Genomic DNA, 20,580 nt, shown 5'->3' with positions numbered 1-20,580 from the left:
TCATCACCTACTTTTATGTTGGATAATTAAGGATACGAATCGCTAATTTTAACAACAATTGCTTTATTTTCGACAAATTTAACGAGTAATGGAGGTGCTTTTCTTCCTCTATCGTTTAATGCAATTATAGATGGATTGTATATTCCGGCATGAGAATCTTCTACTTCTGCTAAAAGTTTCATCAACGTTAATTGATATGAAAGTTCAGTATTTGCTTCTAAAATTTCAGGGATGTACTGCTTCAGAACCTGATTCCAGTCTTTTTTAATCAAATGTTTGTATGGAAAAAAGTATTCAATCATATTCCAATAGCGAAATAAAGCTAAAAGGCGGTAACCATCATCGGAAAACTTCATTTGTTCGTACGCTTTTTCATTTTGAAAAATAGGATTGCCTACATTTGGATAAAAATCAAGGTAATAGTTGTTTTGAGGAATGTTATTTTGTTTTACTCCAAAACTTGCAACCCACTGATTTAATTTGTTTTTAAAGTCTTTTTCCTTAATTATTGGCAAAGCTCTAAATAATTCATAATCCCAATTGTACTCACCTTTAGCTACTTTGGTGTTTGTGTATTTTAATTGCCCCCACGCTTTGCTCAACGCATACAAATTATTAATTTGGTTGGCATTTATGATTTCAATACTGAAATTAGAATTTTCATCAAATTCATGGTCTGTATTTGCTTTAAACGATTCGGACATTAAATCAGGAATCGGTTCATTGTCAATTAAAACCCTAAAGTCATCAAACCAAGCTTGCCCTTGTCCTTTCACAAAACCCGCAACATAAATATAATCCGCTTCTTTAATATCAATAGTTGTTGCATATTTTTTCCAATCTGTAGTTCCTTTAACTTCACGTCCGGCCATTGTATCTACAGCAACCATTGTTTCACCTTTATTCAAACGGATGAAAAGTCCGGCTAAAAAATCTTTCTCATCTTTTGTTTTTATATATCCTTCTAAAGTAATTTTTTTTCCATGAAACTTATTTGGAAACTGACTAAGGATGCTACCATACTTACCATCTTTTGTCTTGGATTTTATAGATGCAGCATACTTTCCTGACATTTTATGAATAGAATCTGAAAATACCTGATAACTATCGCCCATTGCCTGCCAATATTGAGGTATTGAATTTGTTGAAGAAAGAACTTCAAAACCAAAGTTTTCAGGTTTTTGAGCAAATCCTGATAAACAAAATACAAACAGGATTATTTTAAAAAATGTGACTGATATAAATTTCATAAGTGGTAGGTTAAACAGATGTTGTAACTCTTTTCGAAAAGAATTATATCTATAGTTTCATTAAATTTTGTGTAAATTATTAACTGCAACAAATGTAATAGCCCTATTTCCTTAATAAATGTTATTAAACCTGCTAATACGTTAAACTTTACTTAAAAGTTAAAAGATAAACAGCTTCATTTAACAAAAGCCCAACGGAATTATTTTTTAATGACTATTTACAAAAAAAGTCTGCAGAAAATAAATACTCTACAGACTTTAATTTTAAAATGCTTTTTTTGATTAGCAGCAAAAGTACTTGATTAAAACAATGTTTAACAGTTTTTTTTCATATTTAGCACAACGGGCATTATAGCTACCTTAGTTGTTAAAATGAATTGTTTACAATAACAATAGGAATATTTATTTCTGTAATGGTTAGGTTATTTTGACTTTTGGTAGTTACTATAGCATTTAATTTTTTGGCACGTACTTGTATGCTTTTTAACCCAATACCTGTTGTTATTTTTTGTTGATTAAACCCTACTCCATCATCATGAACCCTTATTACTAAGTTATTAACTGATTGAATAAAAAATACATGACAAACACTAGCTTGTGCATGTTTGTTTACATTTTGCAACAACTCTTGCAAGATTAAATATACTTGCGTTTTTTGTTGTATGGATAAAACATTCCAGTCTATTTGTAAGTCTATAGAACAGCTAAACTTTGTTTCAAAATTATTTTTTTGCGTGTTAACCAAATCTTCTAAAACATGTGAAAAGCTTTGTTTTTGATGAAACAAACTACTGTGAATATCATGTGAAATTTCACGTATTTGTTGTTCGCTTTTTTTTAACTCGCTTATTAATTTTTCTTGCTGATTTTTATCTAACATGTTTGCTTTCTCTAAGTTTAAACGAGTAGTAAAAATGCGATTTACCACAGCATCATGCAGATCTTTTGCTATTCTATCTCGTTCATCATTCCTTACATGCTCTGCAACTAACTGCTGTTCTAAAAGCAATTCTTGTATTTTTTGAATATTACTTAGCTCTTTTCTGTGGTAGGCTAATTTTTTATTTTTTAGTTGCAAACGATATATAAAAAACAAACCAACACCTATTAAAAAAAAGATAACACCTCCTATAGCATAATACCAACTACGTTTCAACAGAAGAGTGTTTTGTGCTGCTACCTCATCAGTTTCATACGCTATTCGCGCAAATTTATTTCGCGTGGCTTTCTCTAATTGGTATAGACTGTCTTTTACTTGGTGGTATTTTTGTGCGTAATGTTCTTTGTTTTTTATATGATTTTTAGCCAAAAAATCTAAACATATTAAAATATCAGAATTTTTTTTATGATTTATTGATATACAGTAAGCTTCTTGCATATTCATTAAGGCATTTACCGTATCTTTTTTCATTAATAAATATTCAGCAATAGTAATTTTACTAGCAATAATTCCTTGCTTGTGGTCTATTTTATTTCTTATTTCAAGTGCAGTATTTAATAAGGAGTCTATAATACGATTATTATTACCTGAAGTATACATGTAAGCAATTGCTAAATTATTAAGCAATAGGGCGTGTACTTCTGGAAAATCTTGAACATTTTTAGACTTTAATGCTTTTTCTGCGTAAGGTTTTGCTTTAGCATACTCTTTAGTTTTATTATGAAAATTTGCTAAATTATTGTAATAAGACAACCACGATCTTTTTACTTTGTCAGGCTTGTATCCTTCTTCTTCTAATTGATGTAACAAATGAGGAACTTTATTAAAATATTTTAAAGCTTCATTGTACTCTTCCATGTCACCTAAATTCAATGCCATAGCAACAGTAGTTTCATAAATTAACCTAGTTGCTTTTAACCGTTGCAACATTTCAAGAGCTCGTATTGCTTCAACCTCACTTTCTGTTTGAATACCTGTTTCATACAAAACCCCCGCTTTATATGAAATCATACGTGCCCAATTTAGGCTGTCTTTTTTACTAAGCGCGTACCATTTTTCAGCTTTTGTGTAGTACATGAAAGCGCTGTCTAATTTTTCCTCACTGTCATAAACATCACCTAAGTACCATAATGCTTTTGCCTTGTGTAAGGTATCTTTTTTAATTGATGCTCTCTTAAAAACCTCATGTGATGTTTCTTTAGATTTTGAATAAACTCTCCTGTTTTCATATTCGCTGGCAATTTCTAACAGCTTTTCTCGGTTTAATGAGTCGTTCGGTTTGTTTAAAAGCTCCAAATACAAACTATCAGCATACTTTAGCGCAACTTTATCTTCTACAGCAAGCCCTTGTGTACTAAGCACTTTACTCTTAATAGGTTCTTTCTTACAAGAAACAAACATAAAAATTATGAAAATAAAAAGGGATAACTGGATACGCATGTGCAATAGTTAGGGTAACAAATATAAAAAGAAAGCTGATTTAATTAAATCAGCTTTTTTTTTTTGCATACTCAATTGCTTTTTCTAAAATTTCATCTTTTCTATTCTTCATTGCTTCAATGGTTGGTTTTACCAAGATATCAGGTTGAATGCCATTACCTACTGAAGGTGTACCATCTAGGTAATGAATCATTACGGATGTCATGCGAAATTGAAAACCACCGGGTAGTGTAATTAAAGTTGCTTCGCCATTTGTGCCAGAAGTTGGACTACCAACCAATGTTACATTTGGAAAACTTTGAAACGCCATTAGTAATGTTTCACCTGCACTTTGAATATAATAGTCTGTTAAAAGTATTAGTTTTCCTTTATATTTTGGTTGATGTTTTTTGCCAACATATCCTTGTAAGTTACTTACGTCAACAAATCTACTTGGTATTTCTTTACTTACTATTTGATAATTCATAAACTGTTTTCTGTCGGCAGAAAAGTACTCTTCAAAAAGCTCGTATGTTAATGAAACATCTTTACCATAACGCATATCAAGTATGATATGGTTGAATTTGTTCATTTTTTTTAGTGCTTTTTTAAAATCTTCTGCATTAGTACGTGCTAAACGGATAAATCCAATATCATCATTAATAACCTCCCACGTTTTTGGTTGCTCTTTAAACGCTTCAAATGTTGGATCAGCATAGCGTTTAACCTTTAATTTCTGTTTCTGATTATCTCTTATCACCTCAATTTCTGCGATATCATTCCATCCACGTAATAAATCAACCAAAATCAATTTGTTCTTAGAATCATTGTTTGAACCGCTTTTAAATAAGGAATATTCGTTGATAAGGTTTTCTATCGATTTTCCATCAATTGAAAGAATGATATCTCCGTATTTTAATTCATCTTCCGCTTCAGTTTTATTGCTAACAATACGTCTTGAATCAACAAATACTTTTCCTTCGATAAAAGAAAAATGAGTGGGAAGGATTTTATCTCCTAAAGCATTGTACTTTTTGGTATGCATAATAATTGCAGAATGACTATCATGTAACTCATACAAAGTAGAACCAATTGCTTTGTAATACGCTAAAGTATCTTTAGCATTAATAAAAACTGGTATTTGTTGTTTTAAAACTGTACTCCAACCTTTTGTAATGCGCTCTTTTTTAAAGGGAAAGAAAAACTCAACAGCACTCCACATTCTTGCCAGAGCTAATAAGCGGTAAGGTGTTTCAGGATAATAATTTTCTTCATAGTTGTTTTCTTCAAAAAAAAGCGGATAACCACTTGGGAAATAATCTAAAAATCGGTTTTTACCACTGATACGTTGCAAAGCGGTTGCTCTCATTTTCTCTATTAATTCATCAGAGAAGATTATAGGTTCATCTAAACTTTCTAAAATAGTTTCTACAAACATTCCGTCTTTAGAATTCCATTGTAATTCGGTTTGTTTGTTTAAATTATCTATCAAACCAATAAAGTGTGTGTTTAAATCTTCTTTTGAATGAATGTTTTTCAATGAGTCTAGTTCATTTACATAAACTTCATCCCAATTCATTGTACCGTGTGTAACCGCAGGGTGAAAATATTTTAAAAATCCCCATACTTTTGTCCAAGCAGCTGTTTTATCGGTTTCAGAAAGGCTAGTTTGTGCCACAGCATTTGTTGCAACTAAAAGAAGAAGCAGAACTATTTTTTTCATTTTTAGTGTTTTTGTAGGTTAATCTTTATGAAACGTGTTGTTTTGCTATTTAGTATTTGATGTTAAAAAAATAGTAAGTTGTGAATATAAAAAAAACGAACCGTAAAGTTCGTTTTAGAAAGTGTTTAATATTTGGTTGATTTATTCATTTTTTATTTGTACCCAAACAACAATAGATTCAGACGGGTATCTGCTCAACCATTTGCCCATATTTTTCTTTTCAAAATAATCATGTGTATAAAAAGAATATTGAAAAGGTTGTGGGTGCTTTTTAGTTTGTGCATTTTTGTAGACACTGCTACCGCTATAGTATGCAAAATCTTCTGGTTTATATTTGTTTAATTGTTCATTACTAACATTTACACCATCAATCCAAATAGCATATTTGCTTTTGTTTTTATATTGGTCTAATTCATTTTTAGTTATTTTCATTTTATCAAATCCTTCATTCTGTCTAAAAATAGAAGCGTATTGTTGTAATTCCTGATGCGTTAAATCTTGGTATTTTTTAGAAAGAATTACTTCATCATTAATACTTTCTTTTAAAGGAAATTCTTGTGATAAATCTCTTTTGGTTTCGTAAACAACTAATTGTACATCTTTAAAATATTCGGCATCACTAACTTTTATATCAACACAAGTAAAACTGCGGCTGTCATCTTTCTTAATACTAAAAGCATTTAAGTTTTTACCCACTTTGTTAAACTGCGCTACATTGTACTGTTTGGCTTTAGTAGTTTTATTTGTTTTTGGTTCTTGAAAAACAACTTCTTTTTTAACGCAAAAAGAATAAAACAAAAAAGCGGATAATACTACAGCACCTGTCACAAAAACGGTACTTTTAATTTTTGATTTGGTTTTGTTCATCATAACTAATCGGTTTTTAATGAGTAAAAAATTAAAATTGCTTGCTAAATAACTATTTTTAAACAAGCTTTCTTTTTGCAACAGCAAGTATTGGTACTTTGTTTTATTGCTTACATTATTTAAAGTGGCTTCATCGGCTAAAAATTCGTGATTTAACTGAATTGCTTTTTTGTATAAATACAACAAAGGATTAAACCACATAAAGCAAATAAGCGTTTCTAAAAAAAGAATGTCAATGGAATGTTTTTGTTTGATGTGATGGTATTCATGCACCAATAACTCCTCTTCTACTTCGTTATTTTTGAACTGACTTTTATCTACATAAATCGTGTTTAAAAATGAAAACGATGTGTTTAAATTTTCTACCAACACAACAGGTACATTTTTATAATTAGATCTATTATTTTTTGATTTTAACCGACTGAAATAAAGCAGATTTCTAACAAATCGAGAGGCAAAAAAGATAAATCCTATTAAGTAAACAATACCTAAAAAATATGGTAAGTAATTACTTTCACTTTCTATAATCTGATTATTTAAAATGATATTCTGCGGCTCAAAATCGCTTAAAATTAGCTGTTCGACTAATGGTTCAGCAGAAATTACTGTTTTGTATGTATAGGTGAAACTGCCATAAACAAACGCAAATACAATTGACAGGATTAAATACCAACGATTAAAGTTAAAAGCTTTTTCGCTCTTGAGAAACAATATGTAAAAAACATAAAATGCTGCGAGTGTTGTTGTTGATTTTATAAAGAATTCGATCATTTTTTCTTCTTTAAAAGTTCACCTTCTATGATTTTTTTTAGTTCTTCTAATTCTGTTTCTGATAAATTAGTCGATTTTGTAAAAAAAGATGCAAACTGTGTTGCAGAATCGTTAAAAAAATTCTTTATTAAACCGTTAACATGTTTAGAAAAATAATCTGTTTTTTTTACCAAAGGATAATATTCACGTGTTTTACCAACTTCGTTATAAGCTACAAACTTTTTATCGGTCATACGTTTCAAAAGCGTTGCAACTGTTGTATTTGCCGGTTTAGGATCAGGATACTCATTCAAAATATCTTTCATAAAAGCTTTTTTAAGCTTCCATATGTATTCCATTAATTGTTCTTCGGTATTGGAAAGTGTCATCAGAAATAATTTAAATCTCTACAAATGTAGAATAATATTTTAATTCTACAAACGTAGAATATAATTATGTTGTAAAAATCTAAATTAACACTTCAATTATATCATAAGCAAATGAAAAAAATAGCTCCTCACATGTTTTTACCTTCTTTGTTGAAAAGATTAATCCAATAAAAAATACACTTTGTTTGCAGGCTAACTATTAATTACATGATGTATTTTTGATTTTGTTAAAATAGAAACCAAAAAAGTAAAGACCTATAATATTTTTTAATTTAGTACTTTTTAAATAGGACACACCTTTATGAATATATTGTTACTTGACGATCATTTAATGACTTTAGATGGATATGCTCTTTATCTTAATCCAACAGAAAACTCATTTCAAAAGGTTTTAGATTGTAAAGAATTCTATCAGTGGTTACTTACAGACCCGCAAGTTGATTTGGCTTTTATTGATTATAATATTCCTAGTTATGATGAAAAAAATTTACATAATGGAGCCGATTGCGCGCTTTTGCTAAAAGAATTAAAACCAAATTGTCGCATTATTTTAATTACTGCTCATCATGAATCGATGATACTTTATAACATAAATCAGAGGGTTCAACCTTACGCTCTTATTTCAAAAATAGACTTTAATCAAGAATTAATGGATGGTTTGTTGAGTAATAAACTAGACCATCCTTATTTATCTGTTAAAGTTAAAGAAGCTATTTTAAGTATTAATAAAAAAACAACTTTACTAGATGCAACTAATAGAGAAATTCTAATGTACTTAACTCAAGGTTTTAAAATAAATCAATTAGATCAGTTTTTATCATTAAGTAAAAGTGGTATTCAGAAAAAAGTAAGCAAAATGATAGTCGATTTTGAAGTTAAAGACTACCATGAATTAGTACAGGTTCTAAAAAGAGAAAAGTTACTTTAAGAAGATTTAACCTTACCCTTTTTTGTATATAACTATTATGTTTAGACATTTTTATATTATAGAAAAGTATCAATAAAAAAGTAATTAAAATATGACTTAAGTTCTTTAAATCTTTATGAACAAAAAGTTATAAACACAAGGAGATAGAAGATTTTGGGAAACTCCTTACGATAGAACTCGATTAATCCTCGAAAATTTATAAAATATCATGTGTAAATACGCGATGATCGCATATAAAAATCATTATGCCTGTTTTGATTGTCAAAAGACTTTCAAACGTCGCTTATGGATGGATATTAAGAAAGGAACAAAACACGATTCGCCAACTAAATGTCCGCAATGTGCTGGTGAAATGGCATCAATGGGAAAAGATTTTGAATCGCCAAAAATGATTGATGATAAAGCTTGGACTCACCTGAAAAATCTGTACGAAGTTGGCATTACTTTTCATTCTTGTGGTTGTACTGGTCCCGGTTACATTCCGAGAGATCATGAGGCTTTGCTAAAGTATTTTGAAAATATTAAAATGCATTATTTTACTGAATTAGAGTTTTGGAGAAACCGAATTGAGCCTGAAACCAAACAAGAACGTATCAAAGATGAGCAGCGAAATTGGCATAAATTATCGTCAATCAATGCAGATTACAAAAAAGTTGTTGTTAAAAATCAGGAAGGACTTGATTATTGGCACAAACAAATAAAAAAAATTGAAGCTAAAATTGAAACGATAAAACGTCAGAAATCATGAAATATATTAAAGTCATTTGGCGTCATATTTTTGAAGAAGAGCCGTATGCTTTCTATTCCGAAATTGATTCGGACGGTTATGAGACCCGTAAAATTGAATTTCTTAAAAATGGTGAACTGATCGGTTTTGCTGATGAAAACCAAACTTGGGGTCCATCGATTCTTTCGGATCAAATGATTCCATCCATCGCAGAAATTAATGATGATGATGCTTTTGAAGGATTTGAAATAACCAAAGATGATTTCGAAACCATTTGGAATAATGTATTGCGTTGAGGTGGATACCCTATATAGAATCTATCAAGAAATTATAAACAAACAATTTATGAATTTCAAAACAATAATAACATTAAGTTTTAGTCTTTTTTTGATTTCCCTAACCACAAGTTGCGATCCCATACGGACATTGACGTTGAAAACTAAAAGAGAATCATCTTCTATCAAAATTTATTTTAAAGAAGAAGCTAAAAATATATCCGGATTTGAAAAAGTCTCGAATCCATTGGAAATTTCTGCACAAAGCAAAAATGAATTTACTACCCATTTTACTATTGGTTATTGGGATGATGAAAACATTCAACATAATTTAACGCAGAATATTGATTCTATTATCATTCAAAAGAGAAATAAAAAGGAAGTATACAAATCGCCAGAAAGTATTCAGGAATTTTTAAAGAAGAAAAGAAAATTCTTCTCAAAAAGTAGAATCGAAATAAAGAAATAAAATGAACAACAACTTTAAAGAAGTGATTAAAACATTGCAAAACTGGATTGAATCTAACGAAGTTATTCTTGAAACAAAAAAGTGGAAAGATAGAGAAGAAATCCTTGAGGTGGAACATCTTAAATTTTCAGTGCAAACTTTAGCTTTCGAAGAAGTAGAAGCAATTAAGGCATTTACAAATAATTTGCTTCCAGATTCTTACTATCATTTTTTGAAAGAAATTGGCAGTGGCGAATTCTTTGTTGGAGAATATTCAACAAGTTTTGAACTTTACAGTTTAGCACAATTACAAGAGTATAACACACTTTTTCAGCAAGAAATCGAGGAACCGATTGAATACGAATTTATGATTATAGGTTCCCATCTTTCTATGGGCGATTGGATGGGATTTTGCACCTCTAAAACCGACGAAAAGAATTTTGATGTCTATTGTCATGAATATCCAATTGAGGAATATGTGGAAACATCAGACGAACTAAATTCGTGGCGAACTTTCGAAGAATGGATTATCAAAGCGGTGGAAACAAAAGGACAAGAAAGCTTGTGAAATTTGAGAGCAATATGATTCGAATATAAATGTTTCTACTATCTAATCTTCAAAAAAAATTTGTTTTTAGAGTAAATTTATCAAAGTATTTATTTTAAATCCCTTACATTTAATTGCATTATTGTTCAATATTTTAAACCAAATTGCATTTAATGAAAGCTAAATTTACCTTACTCCTCATTTTTCTTTTAACAAATAAAACAGCCATTAGTCAGACTAATAAAGTTGCTATAAAGAGTAGTAATAAAAATACATTTTTCAATGAGTATTGGTCAAAATCTACAGGAAATCTGGGAAGCGTCTTTTTTGACAATTATTATTTTGACGAAAATGGTACTTTTATCCATACTTATGGATATTCTGGGGGTATGTATTATGTGACAAATTGTAAGGGTATATACAAATACAATCCAGCTAAAAACGAAATTAAATTATTTAGAATTAAGTGTGACAAAGAAAAATTATCAAAAGCAAGGCAAACTCCAAGTAAAATTGTAATTAAAGAATTAACGGATACAGCTGTTACCCTTGTTGATCCGAAAAACGGGTCAGATTTTATCATGCATCGATCATATGCAATGACAACAGATCAGTATTGGTATAAAGGTTCTAATTCATCACATAATTCAATTCATTTTACAAGATTTGGACAAGCAATAATTGTACAAGAAACGGATATTAGGCGTGAATATGTTTGCAATTATCATATACTAAACAATTATCTTTTTCTAGAGATGAAAAGTATGACTACTGGTGAACATTACAGTGAAAAGCAAACCACACCTTTTACACCAGAAATTAAAACGTACATAAAAATAAATATTGAAAAGGACAGTGTATATCTAGAGAATATTGATTTAAATGAAACTATTAATGGTAACCGCAATTGGATATTTCAAAATATGGAATACCTAATTGAAGCAACTAATAACAGCAAAAGCAATACAGAATATGATGTATATACAAGAGTTATTGAAAATGAATAATGCTACTTTTGTATTGTTTTAGCTCTTCCAGATAAAATGGTTTCAAGGAAGCAGGCATTTCTATGTAAAGTTTCATATTCGTGTAAATTAATAATATTTCTTCCTCAACCACAAACTGGCTTTAACCAATAAAATAAGAATGGGAACTTCTACTAAAGGTCCGATAACGCCTACAAATGCTTGAGCAGAATGAATTCCGAAGATGGAAATCGCAACGGCAATGGCTAATTCGAAATTGTTGCTCGTTGCCGTAAATGAGATTGAAGCATTTTTGTCGTAGGGAACTTTCAAGACTTTGCTGATGAAGAAACTGATGAAAAACATCAACACAAAATAGATGACGAGCGGAATTGCAATTTTCAGAACATCTAAAGGAAGTTCAATGATTTTTTCGCCTTTCAAACTAAACATCAAAACGATGGTAAACAACAATGCATACAATGTTATTGGCGAAATTTTTGGAATAAATTTTCGGTTGTACCACTCGACTCCTTTGAGTTTCACTAAAAAATAGCGACTTAAAAATCCCGCTAAAAACGGAATTCCCAAATAAGTTAAAACACTTTGCATAACGTCTTTCATCGACACATTGACGTTGAAATTCGCCAAGCCTAATTTATTGGGAAGCACATTGATAAACAACCAAACCAGAAAACTGTAGGAAACCATTTGGAAAATACTGTTGAGAGCAACTAAAAGTGCGGCGTATTCGCGATTTCCTTTGGCTAAATCATTCCAAACAATAACCATCGCAATGCATCGGGCCAAACCAATTAAAATGAGTCCGCTCATGTATTCAGGCTCGTTGCGAAGAAAAAGAATCGCTAATCCGAACATCAGTAAAGTTCCGACAACCCAATTGAGAACTAAAGAAATAGCAATGACTTTTTTGTCTTTGAATACCTTTGGAAGCAGGCTGTAATCTACTTTTGCTAATGGTGGATACATCATCAAAATCAAACCAATTGCCAACGGAATATTTGTTGAACCCATCGACAGACTTTCGGTAACCGTGGAAATATTTGGAAAAAAGGAACCAATTGCAATACCCAAAGCCATCGCAAGGAAAATCCAAAGTGTGAGATATCGGTCTAAAAATTTAAGTTTTGGTTGCATTTTAAAGTTTCAATTTTGAAAAAACATAAAACATTTCGGTAGCGATTTGCAAACTTCTTTCTGCATATATTTTTGTTTGTTCGGGCGTATTATCAGACAATTTTGGATCTTCGTAGGTTATTGGAATTCTTTTTTCAGCGCCTGCGATAAACGGACATCCCTCATCCGCTTGGGAGCAAGTCATCACCGCTGCAAAATCTGAAACGGGATTGAATGGACTATCAAATTTCTTTGAAAAACCAATAATTGGAGCAGCATTTTCATCAAATTTAATGGCATAAACGGGATTTGTATTTTCCGATATTTTTAAAATTTCAAAACCTTGGTGTTGTAAAGTTTCTACGACTTTTGGAGACAAAGCCGTTTTTTCCGTTCCGCCAGAATAGCAATAAACAGTAGGAATTTTAAAATACAAAGCCGCCACTTGCGCCCAAATTTGCGACAAATGACTTCGGCGGGAATTGTGCGTACAAATGAAATTAATATTTATGTTCTGATGATTCGCTATTTTTTGCTCAATGAAATCTACCAAAGGCTGCAAAACAGCCTTTCTTTCGGTAGATAACGTATTAAAATCGAGAATCGATTGGATGGTTTCTGAAAGTTTAGAATACATGCGTATGCTATTTAAAAATTAACAACATCCAGAGTTTGTCGCGCAACAAGCCGCTTGTGGTTCTCCAATTTTAACTTTTTGCTTTTCTGGTGGGATTCCGCACGCATCAGAAGCTAAACAAGCTGTTTGCTTATTCTTTAGGATGAAGATTTTTCCATTGAAATCCAAATCGTATTTTCCAATTGTTTCCGCTTGAAATTCTACTTCAATTTCAGAATCTTCAATTCCTAATTTTTCTTCTGAAAGTTGAATAATGTTCAATAATTTGGTTGGTTTCAAGCGATGATCAAAATCGTTAGCATTCCATAATTGAAAGTTCACCACTTTTTCGTGTCGAACTGTTCCGCCGCAATCGATAAAATGTTTTGTGATTTGTCCAACTTCTGTTACGTGAAAATGCTCAGGAACCATAGTTCCGTTTTCTAATTGAAATTCAACATTATCTAATGTTGGTAAAATTTCTTTGATTTGTGATAGTTTCATATTGATTTTATTTAAGGTTTTGTTTATTCAATATCGTAATATTACGATGTGTTTGAATATAAAAAAATGCTTTTAACAGCATTGATTTACTTTTACATCTTGTTTAAAAAATGTTTCTAATTCTTTTTGAATGTTCTCCCAATTCTTTGTGTCGATGCAATAACAAACTGACTTTCCTTCGATATTTCCGTGAATAATTCCGATGGATTTCAATTCTTTTAAATGTTGAGAAATCGTTGCTTGAGCTAATCCCAATTCATCCACCAAATCATTACAAATACATGCCTTTTGATTGACAATATGCTGTAAAATCGCAATCCTTGCAGGATGACCTAGCACTTTGAAAAGCGTTGCAATCTTGTTTTGCTCTTCCGAAAATATCTCTGATTTTGTTGTTCCCATTTATTACAGAATTATTACATCGCAATATTACGATAATAATTTTGTTCTGACCATTTTTTTTAAAATAATTTTAAAGTAGAACAATAATAAAAAAGTCAGCTACTAAATAACTGACTTTTAAAACGTATCTGAAACTTGAATCCACTTCTAATAAAAATTAGGTTTATCACCGTAAACACCAGGTTTGTTAACACCAACACTTGCTTTTGAATCTTTAGTTGGATTCATGATAACTTCGGTAATGTAAGCAGCAACGGCTTTTCTGGAAACTTCGGTTCCTATAAATGCTTCGCCTTTCTGTGTGGTTTCAAAATCAACCTCATCGTTGTTGGTTAACCAAGATGGACGAACAACAGTGTAATCGAGTTTTGAATCTTCAATAATTTTGGTTGCTTTTCCGTAACGCACTAAATCCGATCCAATCATTCTATTATTCCATTCTCCAAATTTTCCTGCAACTTCGTTGTATACACCTAAACATGTCACGAAAATTAATCGCTGAATTCCGTTCTGTGTCATTGTATTGGAAATTAAAGTCGCTAATTTATCAACATCGCCTGAAAGGTTTGCGTAAACAATGTCCTGATCTTTGATGGCTTCATTTAACAATTCTGGATTAGCGATGTCACCTTCAATAATTTTCGCTGTAGATGCATATTTACTAAGTTGACTTGCATGTCTTGCAAAGAGCGTTAATTCAATATTAGTATAGTTATGTAAAAATTCGATGACGTGTTGAGCAATCGCTCCTGCTGCGCCAAGTACTAAAACTTTTGTTTTCATTTTTTAAATTTTTAAAACAGATGCATTGCTTTTCAACAATGCATCTGTGGATTTTATTAAAGATTTTCTTGATAGAAAGGAATCAATTTAGCCAATGCTTGTTTTACTGGTTCTGGTTTGTCATACAAATCGTAATGAGACCAACCTTCGATTACTACCAATTCTTTTTTGGTTGAAGCTGCACGACGAACGATTTCAAAACCGTCTCTGTAAGCTCCAAATCCTCCCGGAATTCCGCCAACAATTACCAATAATGGTTGTGTTAATAGTTTTTCTGCCAAATTGTAAGCATCCCAAGTGATGGCTGTTGCATTGTGCGAGAATAAAGTTTTGTTCACACCATTTGTGCTTTCACCACGAGAAGTACGGTAATATTTTGTCGCCTCCAAAAGGTCGATATTAGCATTATCAGCTTCGGCAGCTTCAACTGTTGGGTACAAACCTTGATCAACTCTCAAAGCAGCGCCTCTCGCTTCTGCAGTTCTTTGTTCTGCAATAGCTTCAAGATTTGCAATTGGGTCACCAAACTCACGCATTACTCGACCGTAATTTGCTCCAGTAAGGGTTGCAACTGCTTTAATACGACGTTCTTTCATTGTTGCATTGATGGAATAGCCACCTGCACCACAGATTCCTAACACACCGATACGTTTTTCGTCAACGAAAGGTAGTGTTACCAAATAATCAATTGCATAACTATAATCTTCTACTCTGAAAGATGGATCTTCCAAAAATCTTGGTTCGCCACCGCTTTCCCCTTGGAAAGACGCATCGGGAACTAAAACCACGAAACCTTCTTCTGCAAATGCTTTTCCGTACACGTTACCCGAAGTTTGTTCTTTACAACTTCCGATTGGATGTGTGCTGACGATTACTGGATATTTTTTGTTTTCGTCGAAGTATGGCGGGAATACTAAATCTGCTGCGATATCCCAATACAATGCTTTGAATGTTACTGACTTTTTCATTTTTTTAAAATTTTGTTTGTTATTATTTAGTTTAGAAATTGTTTTATTGAGTCTACCTTTTTTAATATTAATACTAAATTCAACGTTTTTTTGTCATTCTGACGAAGGAAGAATCTCTTATTAAATTTAGATTCTTCACTTCGCTTTGCTACGTTCAGAATGACAAACCGTAAATCTTTAATAAAAAGGGTATTCTTATTTTTTAAATTAAATTATAATGCGTTATCGAAAAATATTGTTGCTTTTTCTACGGCTTGATTTACGTATTCTGTAACGTCATATAAATCGAAATGATTTGCTCCTTTTATCACAAAAAGTTCTTTGTTTTCGCTTGCTGCATTGTTGAAAAGAAATTCACTATTCCAAAAGGAATTCGCTTGATCGCCTGCAATCACCAACAAAGGCTGTGTCAAAAGGCTATCGATACGGTCAAAAGCTCTAAAAGCAATCAATGCACTAAGATCTGTTAGCAAATATTCTCCCGTTGCGTTTGGGTGTTGCGCACGAGGCGTTCTGTAATAATCGTAACCGTCGGTTGCTTCTTTGCCGTAATCTTCATTTCGTTGTCCAACCCAATTCAGATAAACAGGTTCTGCGCCTTTGGTTTCTGCAGTTCTTTGCTTTGCAACGCTGCCCAAAGTTTCGATGATATTTACCGTTCCACCTTTTCCGTTCCAACCTTTGTGGTACATTTCGCCGATATCAACACCACTCACCGTTATCAAAGCTTTAATTCTGTGATCTTGTTTTGCAGCAGCCGTTAGGTAACCACCGCTTGCACAAATTCCGATAGCGCCAATTTTTTCAACATCAATAAATGTTTGAGTTTGTAAAAAATCGATTGCTGCAGAAAAATCTTGAACTCTATAATATGGATTTTCTTGATGTCTTGGCGTTCCCGTGCTTTCCCCTTGAAAACTTGCATCAAAAGCCAAAGCTACATAACCTTGCTCCGCCATTTTCTCCGCATAAATTCCTGCGGTTTGTTCTTTAACGCCACCAGCAGGGTGACCTACTACGATTGCAGGATATTTTTTAGATTCGCTAAAATCTTTTGGTAAAAAAAGGGTCGCAGAAATGCCACGATCTTCGCTCTTGTATTGTACTTTTTTTGTTGCCATTTTTTGTCTCGTTTTTGTTTATCAATTTTGATAGGACAAAGGTATAGCGAGACGTAGGCAGGTTTTGAAGACGTTTTACTCTAAAAAAGATACATTTTACTGATTCCTAAAAACTTTGGGAGATAAACCCGTTTTTTTGGTAAAAAAGCGACTAAAATAGTTCGGATATTCGAAGCCTAAACTATAGGCAATTTCATTAACCGAGTCTTTTGTGTTGAGTAACATTTTCTTCGCCACTTGGATAATGTTTTCATGAATCAATTCTAAAGGCGATTGTCCTGTATAATGCTTAATCACATCACCAAAATAATTGGTAGAAAGATTGGCTTTGTCCGCAAAATGCGCAACAGTGGGCAAAACTTCTTTGTGATTATCATCTGTATAATATTGGTCGAGTTGCTTGTAAAAATCCGCAACAACCTTATTATAGACCTTGCTCCTGTCCTGAAACTGTCTTTCGTAATAGTTTTTGGTGTACGAAAGAATGAGCGTCGCGTAGGAAATCAAAACATCATTGGAAGCGTTTTCATTTTTAAATTCGTCAAAAGCTTTAATAAATAAATCGAACAGAATTTTATTCTCTCTTTCCGTTAAATACAAGGCTTCGTGGCGTGTATAACCCGAAAATGAATAATCTTTTGCAAACTTATCCAACAACTTTGAATTGATGAAAATCGCATATCCCGAAAAAGGTTTATCTAATTTCCATTCGAGGATATTTCCGGGTTTGTCTAAGAAAATATACGCGCTGGACATTTCTTCAATCGGTGGCGCCACATCAATATTGTCCTTCAATGCCATCAAATAAAAATCGAGCTGAACAGGACCCGATTCCAGCAATAAATTAGGATGTTCGTCGTAATGAATCACCTGAATCTGATTGTTATCCGACGCATCGATGTTCATATATTTGAGGAAAGACGGTATGTTGAAGGTTTTAGCCATTTGAAAAATATAGTATTTGAAAGGTACAAAAATATAAAACCGTTTCCGCTAACTTGGACATAAATTACTTGCAAAAAGATACATTTTACAGGTTAGTAAACAACCGTTACACTGCTATATCCAAATTTGCAATATGCTTTATTTAAAAGTATGACAAAATACTAATTATACTGAACCTAAGCATTAAGATTAGATATTTGCCTTTTTTAAATTTGTGTCAGCACAATTACAAATTGCTTGGTATCTTCATTTTGTTGGTAATATAAATAGCCGCGATGTGCTTCAATAATACTTTTTGACAGAGATAAACCTATACCAGCACCTTCTTTGCGTGTGGTAAAAAAAGGTAAGAAAATTTTTGAAACTATTTCTTGATCAATATGTTCACCAGAATCTTGAATAAATATGTACAGTCGGTTTTCGGTTTGTTTTGTGTGAATTTTAATTTCTTTTACAGGAGTATTTGCTACTGAATGTATTGCATTTTTTATTAGGTTGATTAAAACCTGTTCAAATTGTACCCTATCTACTTGTACTATGAGATTACTTGGAATATCCAAACTACATTCAATGTTGGTTTCTTGAAAAGTTGCATGAAAAGAATGTATTATTTTATTGATTAGTTCTTTTAAATCGTGGTTTGCTTTCACAGGCATAGAAAGCATTGTTAATTGACGGTATTGCTCTACAAATTTTTGTAAATGTACGCTCCGACTCATTATAGTATCAAGACTTAACCTAATATCTTCTATATCTTGCTTTGCAAGAACATCTTCTTCCAAATACATTTTAGTTGAGTTAGCAAGAGAATATATGGGGGTTAAAGAATTGATTATTTCATGCGCCATAACTTTCATAATATTCATCCAAGCTTCTTTTTCAGTTGTGTCTATTACGCGTTGTATAGAATCTAAAAACACTACGTGATACATTTCTTGCGCAATGTTTGTAGTTGAAACTTGTAGCATGTAAGTTTGCTTTTCTTCGTTATTTATTTGAATATCAAGTGTGGTCTTTTGGTATTCGAAATTGTTTTGTTCTAAAACATGACAAAATTGAGGGATAAACTTTTTTAAATAATCCCACGAAGTTGAAGGAGGTAGTTGAAACAAGTTTTGAAAATGCTGGTTCATGAATACTACTGAACGCTGTTTTGTTGTAGCCTTTAAAACCAAAAAACCTAATGGAACCGCATTGAGTAACTGCTGATACACTATTTCTTTAGACTTGTTTACAGTATGCTCTTCTTTTATTTTTTGATACAACTTATGCAAACTCTTACTTTTCTTAGTAGTTACATTATTTATGTTTAAACTAAAATCATTGAAAAGCAATGCATTTATTATTTTTTGATTTTGTGAGAAATACCTATTTACAAAGTACACTAACTCGGCAACAATACAAAAGGCAACGATTAACAAAAAAACAAAAGTGAAAACATAGCTTTTAAAGGCAAAAAAAGCCGCTAAAAACAGGAACGTAAACGCAAGTGAGAGTCGGAACCCTAACAAAATAGCAAAATGCGGTTGTTTCATAATCTATAAGTAAGAAATATGGTATTTTTCTAGTTTACGGTACAAAGCAGGTCTTGAAATACCTAAATCTTCAGCCGTTTTGGAGATATTTCCGTTATAAAAGTGCAATCTTTCTATGATTTTGTTCTTTTCAATATCTGCAAGTTTTAAAACTTCGTCCTCAATATGTACAGAAATAGGTGCATCAAACCCTAAATTTTCTAAGGTTATTTCATTATTCTCTGCTAAAATAACGGCACGTTCCATCCTATTTTGCAATTCACGTATGTTACCGTTCCACGCATATTGCTCTAACTGCTGTAAAAGAGCTTCACTGATACTTGGAACTTCAAGATCATAAGTAGTTGCTGCCTGTACCAAAAAAAATTGTATCATAGGAATAATATCTTCTTTTCGTTGTTTTAATGCAGGCATTTTTACAGCAATAGTATTTATACGATACAACAAATCTTCTCTAAAAGTACCATTTGCCACTGCCTCCTCTAAATTAGTATTGGTAGCTGTAATAATACGTACATCTACTTTTCTAGGCTTGCTCTCTCCTACTCTAGTAATTTCTTTGTTCTGAATAACTTGCAATAGCTTTGCTTGTAAATGCAGTGGTACATTACCAATTTCATCTAAAAACAAAGTACCTCCGTTTGCATTTTCAAATCTACCCATGGTATCTTCTTTAGCATCAGTAAAAGCACCTTTTGCATAACCAAACAACTCGCTTTCAAACAAATTAACATTTAAAGCCCCTAAATCAACTTGAATAAAAGGCTCTTTACTTCTATTTGATTGTTCATGAATGGTTTTGGCTAATAAAGATTTACCTGTGCCATTTTCTCCCAAAATAAGCAATGTAGCATTGGTTGCTGCAATACGTTCTGTTAACTTGTATACTTTTTGAATGGCAGGAGCATTTCCTAAAAAAACTTGATTTTCTGTTACAAGGCTTTTGGTTTTACGTTTTTGTTTTACTGTATCTTTTATTTGTTGGATTAATTTTTCGTTATCCCAAGGCTTTAGAACATAATCAATAGCGCCTAATTTCAATCCTTCAACTGCCGTTTCTATACTTCCGTAAGATGTCATGAGAATAACCTTAACATTGGGTTGTAATTGGTGTATTTCTTTCAGCCAAAAAATACCTTCTTTACCGTTTTCATAACCTGTCCTAAAATTCATGTCCATTATTATTACATCAATTTCATTTTGTTGTAGTAATTCAGGAATTTGTTTTGGATTAGAACAAGTTAAAACCACTTCAAAAAGTCTTTTTAATAACAATTTACCTGCAATTAAGATTTCTTCTTGATCATCAATTATTAAAATAGTGGCTTGTGTTTTTCTCAT

Annotated in this window: 21 protein-coding genes; 6 read left to right on the top strand and 15 right to left on the bottom strand. The window is 31.9% G+C overall.

Translation table 11 applies throughout. The annotated features are described in order from the left end of the window. Positions 1 to 26: 26 nt before the first annotated feature. From H1R17_RS11215 to H1R17_RS11195, 5 genes are all read right to left on the bottom strand, one after another. A complete protein-coding gene (locus H1R17_RS11215; protein ID WP_163431181.1) occupies positions 27 to 1,250 on the bottom strand; it encodes a hypothetical protein in 1,224 nt (407 codons plus the stop codon). 367 nt (positions 1,251 to 1,617) lie between these two features. Further along, positions 1,618 to 3,591 carry a histidine kinase gene (locus H1R17_RS11210; protein WP_163431180.1) on the bottom strand — a complete coding sequence of 658 codons (1,974 nt, stop codon included), beginning with the start codon at positions 3,589 to 3,591 and terminating at the stop codon, positions 1,618 to 1,620. An 88-nt stretch (positions 3,592 to 3,679) separates the two neighbouring features. Next, positions 3,680 to 5,332 (bottom strand): S41 family peptidase, encoded by a 1,653-nt coding sequence (locus H1R17_RS11205; RefSeq protein WP_163431179.1) that lies wholly within the window; start codon positions 5,330 to 5,332, stop codon positions 3,680 to 3,682. Positions 5,333 to 5,473: 141 nt separating this feature from the next. Then, positions 5,474 to 6,970 (bottom strand): M56 family metallopeptidase, encoded by a 1,497-nt coding sequence (locus H1R17_RS11200; protein WP_163431178.1) that lies wholly within the window; start codon positions 6,968 to 6,970, stop codon positions 5,474 to 5,476. After that, positions 6,967 to 7,338, bottom strand: coding sequence for a BlaI/MecI/CopY family transcriptional regulator (locus H1R17_RS11195; protein WP_181729224.1), 372 nt, complete (start codon positions 7,336 to 7,338; stop codon positions 6,967 to 6,969). Before H1R17_RS11195 ends, H1R17_RS11200 begins: the two co-directional genes overlap by 4 nt. 301 nt (positions 7,339 to 7,639) lie before the next feature. Here H1R17_RS11195 and H1R17_RS11190 point away from each other — a divergent pair, with 301 nt between their 5' ends. The 6 genes from H1R17_RS11190 to H1R17_RS11165 all read left to right on the top strand — a co-directional run bounded on the left by H1R17_RS11190 (position 7,640) and on the right by H1R17_RS11165 (position 11,270). Continuing rightward, complete coding sequence (locus tag H1R17_RS11190; protein WP_163431177.1) at positions 7,640 to 8,266, top strand: response regulator transcription factor; 627 nt, start codon at positions 7,640 to 7,642, stop codon at positions 8,264 to 8,266. Positions 8,267 to 8,555: 289 nt separating this feature from the next. Next, positions 8,556 to 9,014, top strand: coding sequence for a hypothetical protein (locus H1R17_RS11185; protein ID WP_240453325.1), 459 nt, complete (start codon positions 8,556 to 8,558; stop codon positions 9,012 to 9,014). Beyond that, complete coding sequence (locus H1R17_RS11180; RefSeq protein ID WP_163431175.1) at positions 9,011 to 9,289, top strand: hypothetical protein; 279 nt, start codon at positions 9,011 to 9,013, stop codon at positions 9,287 to 9,289. Before H1R17_RS11185 ends, H1R17_RS11180 begins: the two co-directional genes overlap by 4 nt. 136 nt (positions 9,290 to 9,425) lie before the next feature. Beyond that, complete coding sequence (locus H1R17_RS11175) at positions 9,426 to 9,737, top strand: hypothetical protein (RefSeq protein ID WP_163431174.1); 312 nt, start codon at positions 9,426 to 9,428, stop codon at positions 9,735 to 9,737. A 1-nt stretch (position 9,738) separates the two neighbouring features. Next, positions 9,739 to 10,284 carry an SMI1/KNR4 family protein gene (locus H1R17_RS11170; protein ID WP_163431173.1) on the top strand — a complete coding sequence of 182 codons (546 nt, stop codon included), beginning with the start codon at positions 9,739 to 9,741 and terminating at the stop codon, positions 10,282 to 10,284. A gap of 152 nt (positions 10,285 to 10,436) precedes the next feature. Next, a complete protein-coding gene (locus tag H1R17_RS11165) occupies positions 10,437 to 11,270 on the top strand; it encodes a hypothetical protein (RefSeq protein ID WP_163431172.1) in 834 nt (277 codons plus the stop codon). 87 nt (positions 11,271 to 11,357) lie between these two features. Here H1R17_RS11165 and arsB read toward each other — a convergent pair whose 3' ends face one another. From arsB to H1R17_RS11115, 10 genes are all read right to left on the bottom strand, one after another. Continuing rightward, positions 11,358 to 12,386: an ACR3 family arsenite efflux transporter gene (gene arsB, locus H1R17_RS11160; protein WP_163431171.1), complete on the bottom strand. Its 1,029-nt coding sequence runs from the start codon at positions 12,384 to 12,386 to the stop codon at positions 11,358 to 11,360. Position 12,387: 1 nt separating this feature from the next. Next, a complete protein-coding gene (locus tag H1R17_RS11155) occupies positions 12,388 to 13,002 on the bottom strand; it encodes a low molecular weight phosphatase family protein (protein ID WP_163431170.1) in 615 nt (204 codons plus the stop codon). Positions 13,003 to 13,020: 18 nt separating this feature from the next. After that, positions 13,021 to 13,485 (bottom strand): DUF6428 family protein, encoded by a 465-nt coding sequence (locus tag H1R17_RS11150; protein WP_163431169.1) that lies wholly within the window; start codon positions 13,483 to 13,485, stop codon positions 13,021 to 13,023. Between the two features lie 72 nt (positions 13,486 to 13,557). After that, complete coding sequence (locus H1R17_RS11145; protein WP_163431168.1) at positions 13,558 to 13,887, bottom strand: helix-turn-helix transcriptional regulator; 330 nt, start codon at positions 13,885 to 13,887, stop codon at positions 13,558 to 13,560. Between the two features lie 147 nt (positions 13,888 to 14,034). Next, positions 14,035 to 14,670 carry an NAD(P)H-binding protein gene (locus tag H1R17_RS11140; RefSeq protein WP_163431167.1) on the bottom strand — a complete coding sequence of 212 codons (636 nt, stop codon included), beginning with the start codon at positions 14,668 to 14,670 and terminating at the stop codon, positions 14,035 to 14,037. Between the two features lie 56 nt (positions 14,671 to 14,726). After that, positions 14,727 to 15,638, bottom strand: a complete 912-nt coding sequence (locus tag H1R17_RS11135; protein ID WP_163431166.1) for an alpha/beta hydrolase — start codon at positions 15,636 to 15,638, stop codon at positions 14,727 to 14,729. A 212-nt stretch (positions 15,639 to 15,850) separates the two neighbouring features. Next, a complete protein-coding gene (locus H1R17_RS11130; protein WP_163431165.1) occupies positions 15,851 to 16,759 on the bottom strand; it encodes an alpha/beta hydrolase in 909 nt (302 codons plus the stop codon). A 96-nt stretch (positions 16,760 to 16,855) separates the two neighbouring features. Continuing rightward, complete coding sequence (locus H1R17_RS11125; RefSeq protein ID WP_255481737.1) at positions 16,856 to 17,665, bottom strand: AraC family transcriptional regulator; 810 nt, start codon at positions 17,663 to 17,665, stop codon at positions 16,856 to 16,858. A 245-nt stretch (positions 17,666 to 17,910) separates the two neighbouring features. After that, positions 17,911 to 19,239 (bottom strand): PAS domain-containing sensor histidine kinase, encoded by a 1,329-nt coding sequence (locus tag H1R17_RS11120; RefSeq protein ID WP_163431163.1) that lies wholly within the window; start codon positions 19,237 to 19,239, stop codon positions 17,911 to 17,913. A gap of 3 nt (positions 19,240 to 19,242) precedes the next feature. Next, positions 19,243 to 20,580, bottom strand: a complete 1,338-nt coding sequence (locus tag H1R17_RS11115; RefSeq protein WP_163431162.1) for a sigma-54 dependent transcriptional regulator — start codon at positions 20,578 to 20,580, stop codon at positions 19,243 to 19,245.

Source organism: Flavobacterium sp. xlx-214, from assembly GCF_013874595.1.
Lineage (GTDB): Bacteria > Bacteroidota > Bacteroidia > Flavobacteriales > Flavobacteriaceae > Flavobacterium.
The sequence above is the reverse complement of the archived record's forward strand: the minus strand, read 5'-3'. Positions and strand labels throughout refer to the sequence as shown.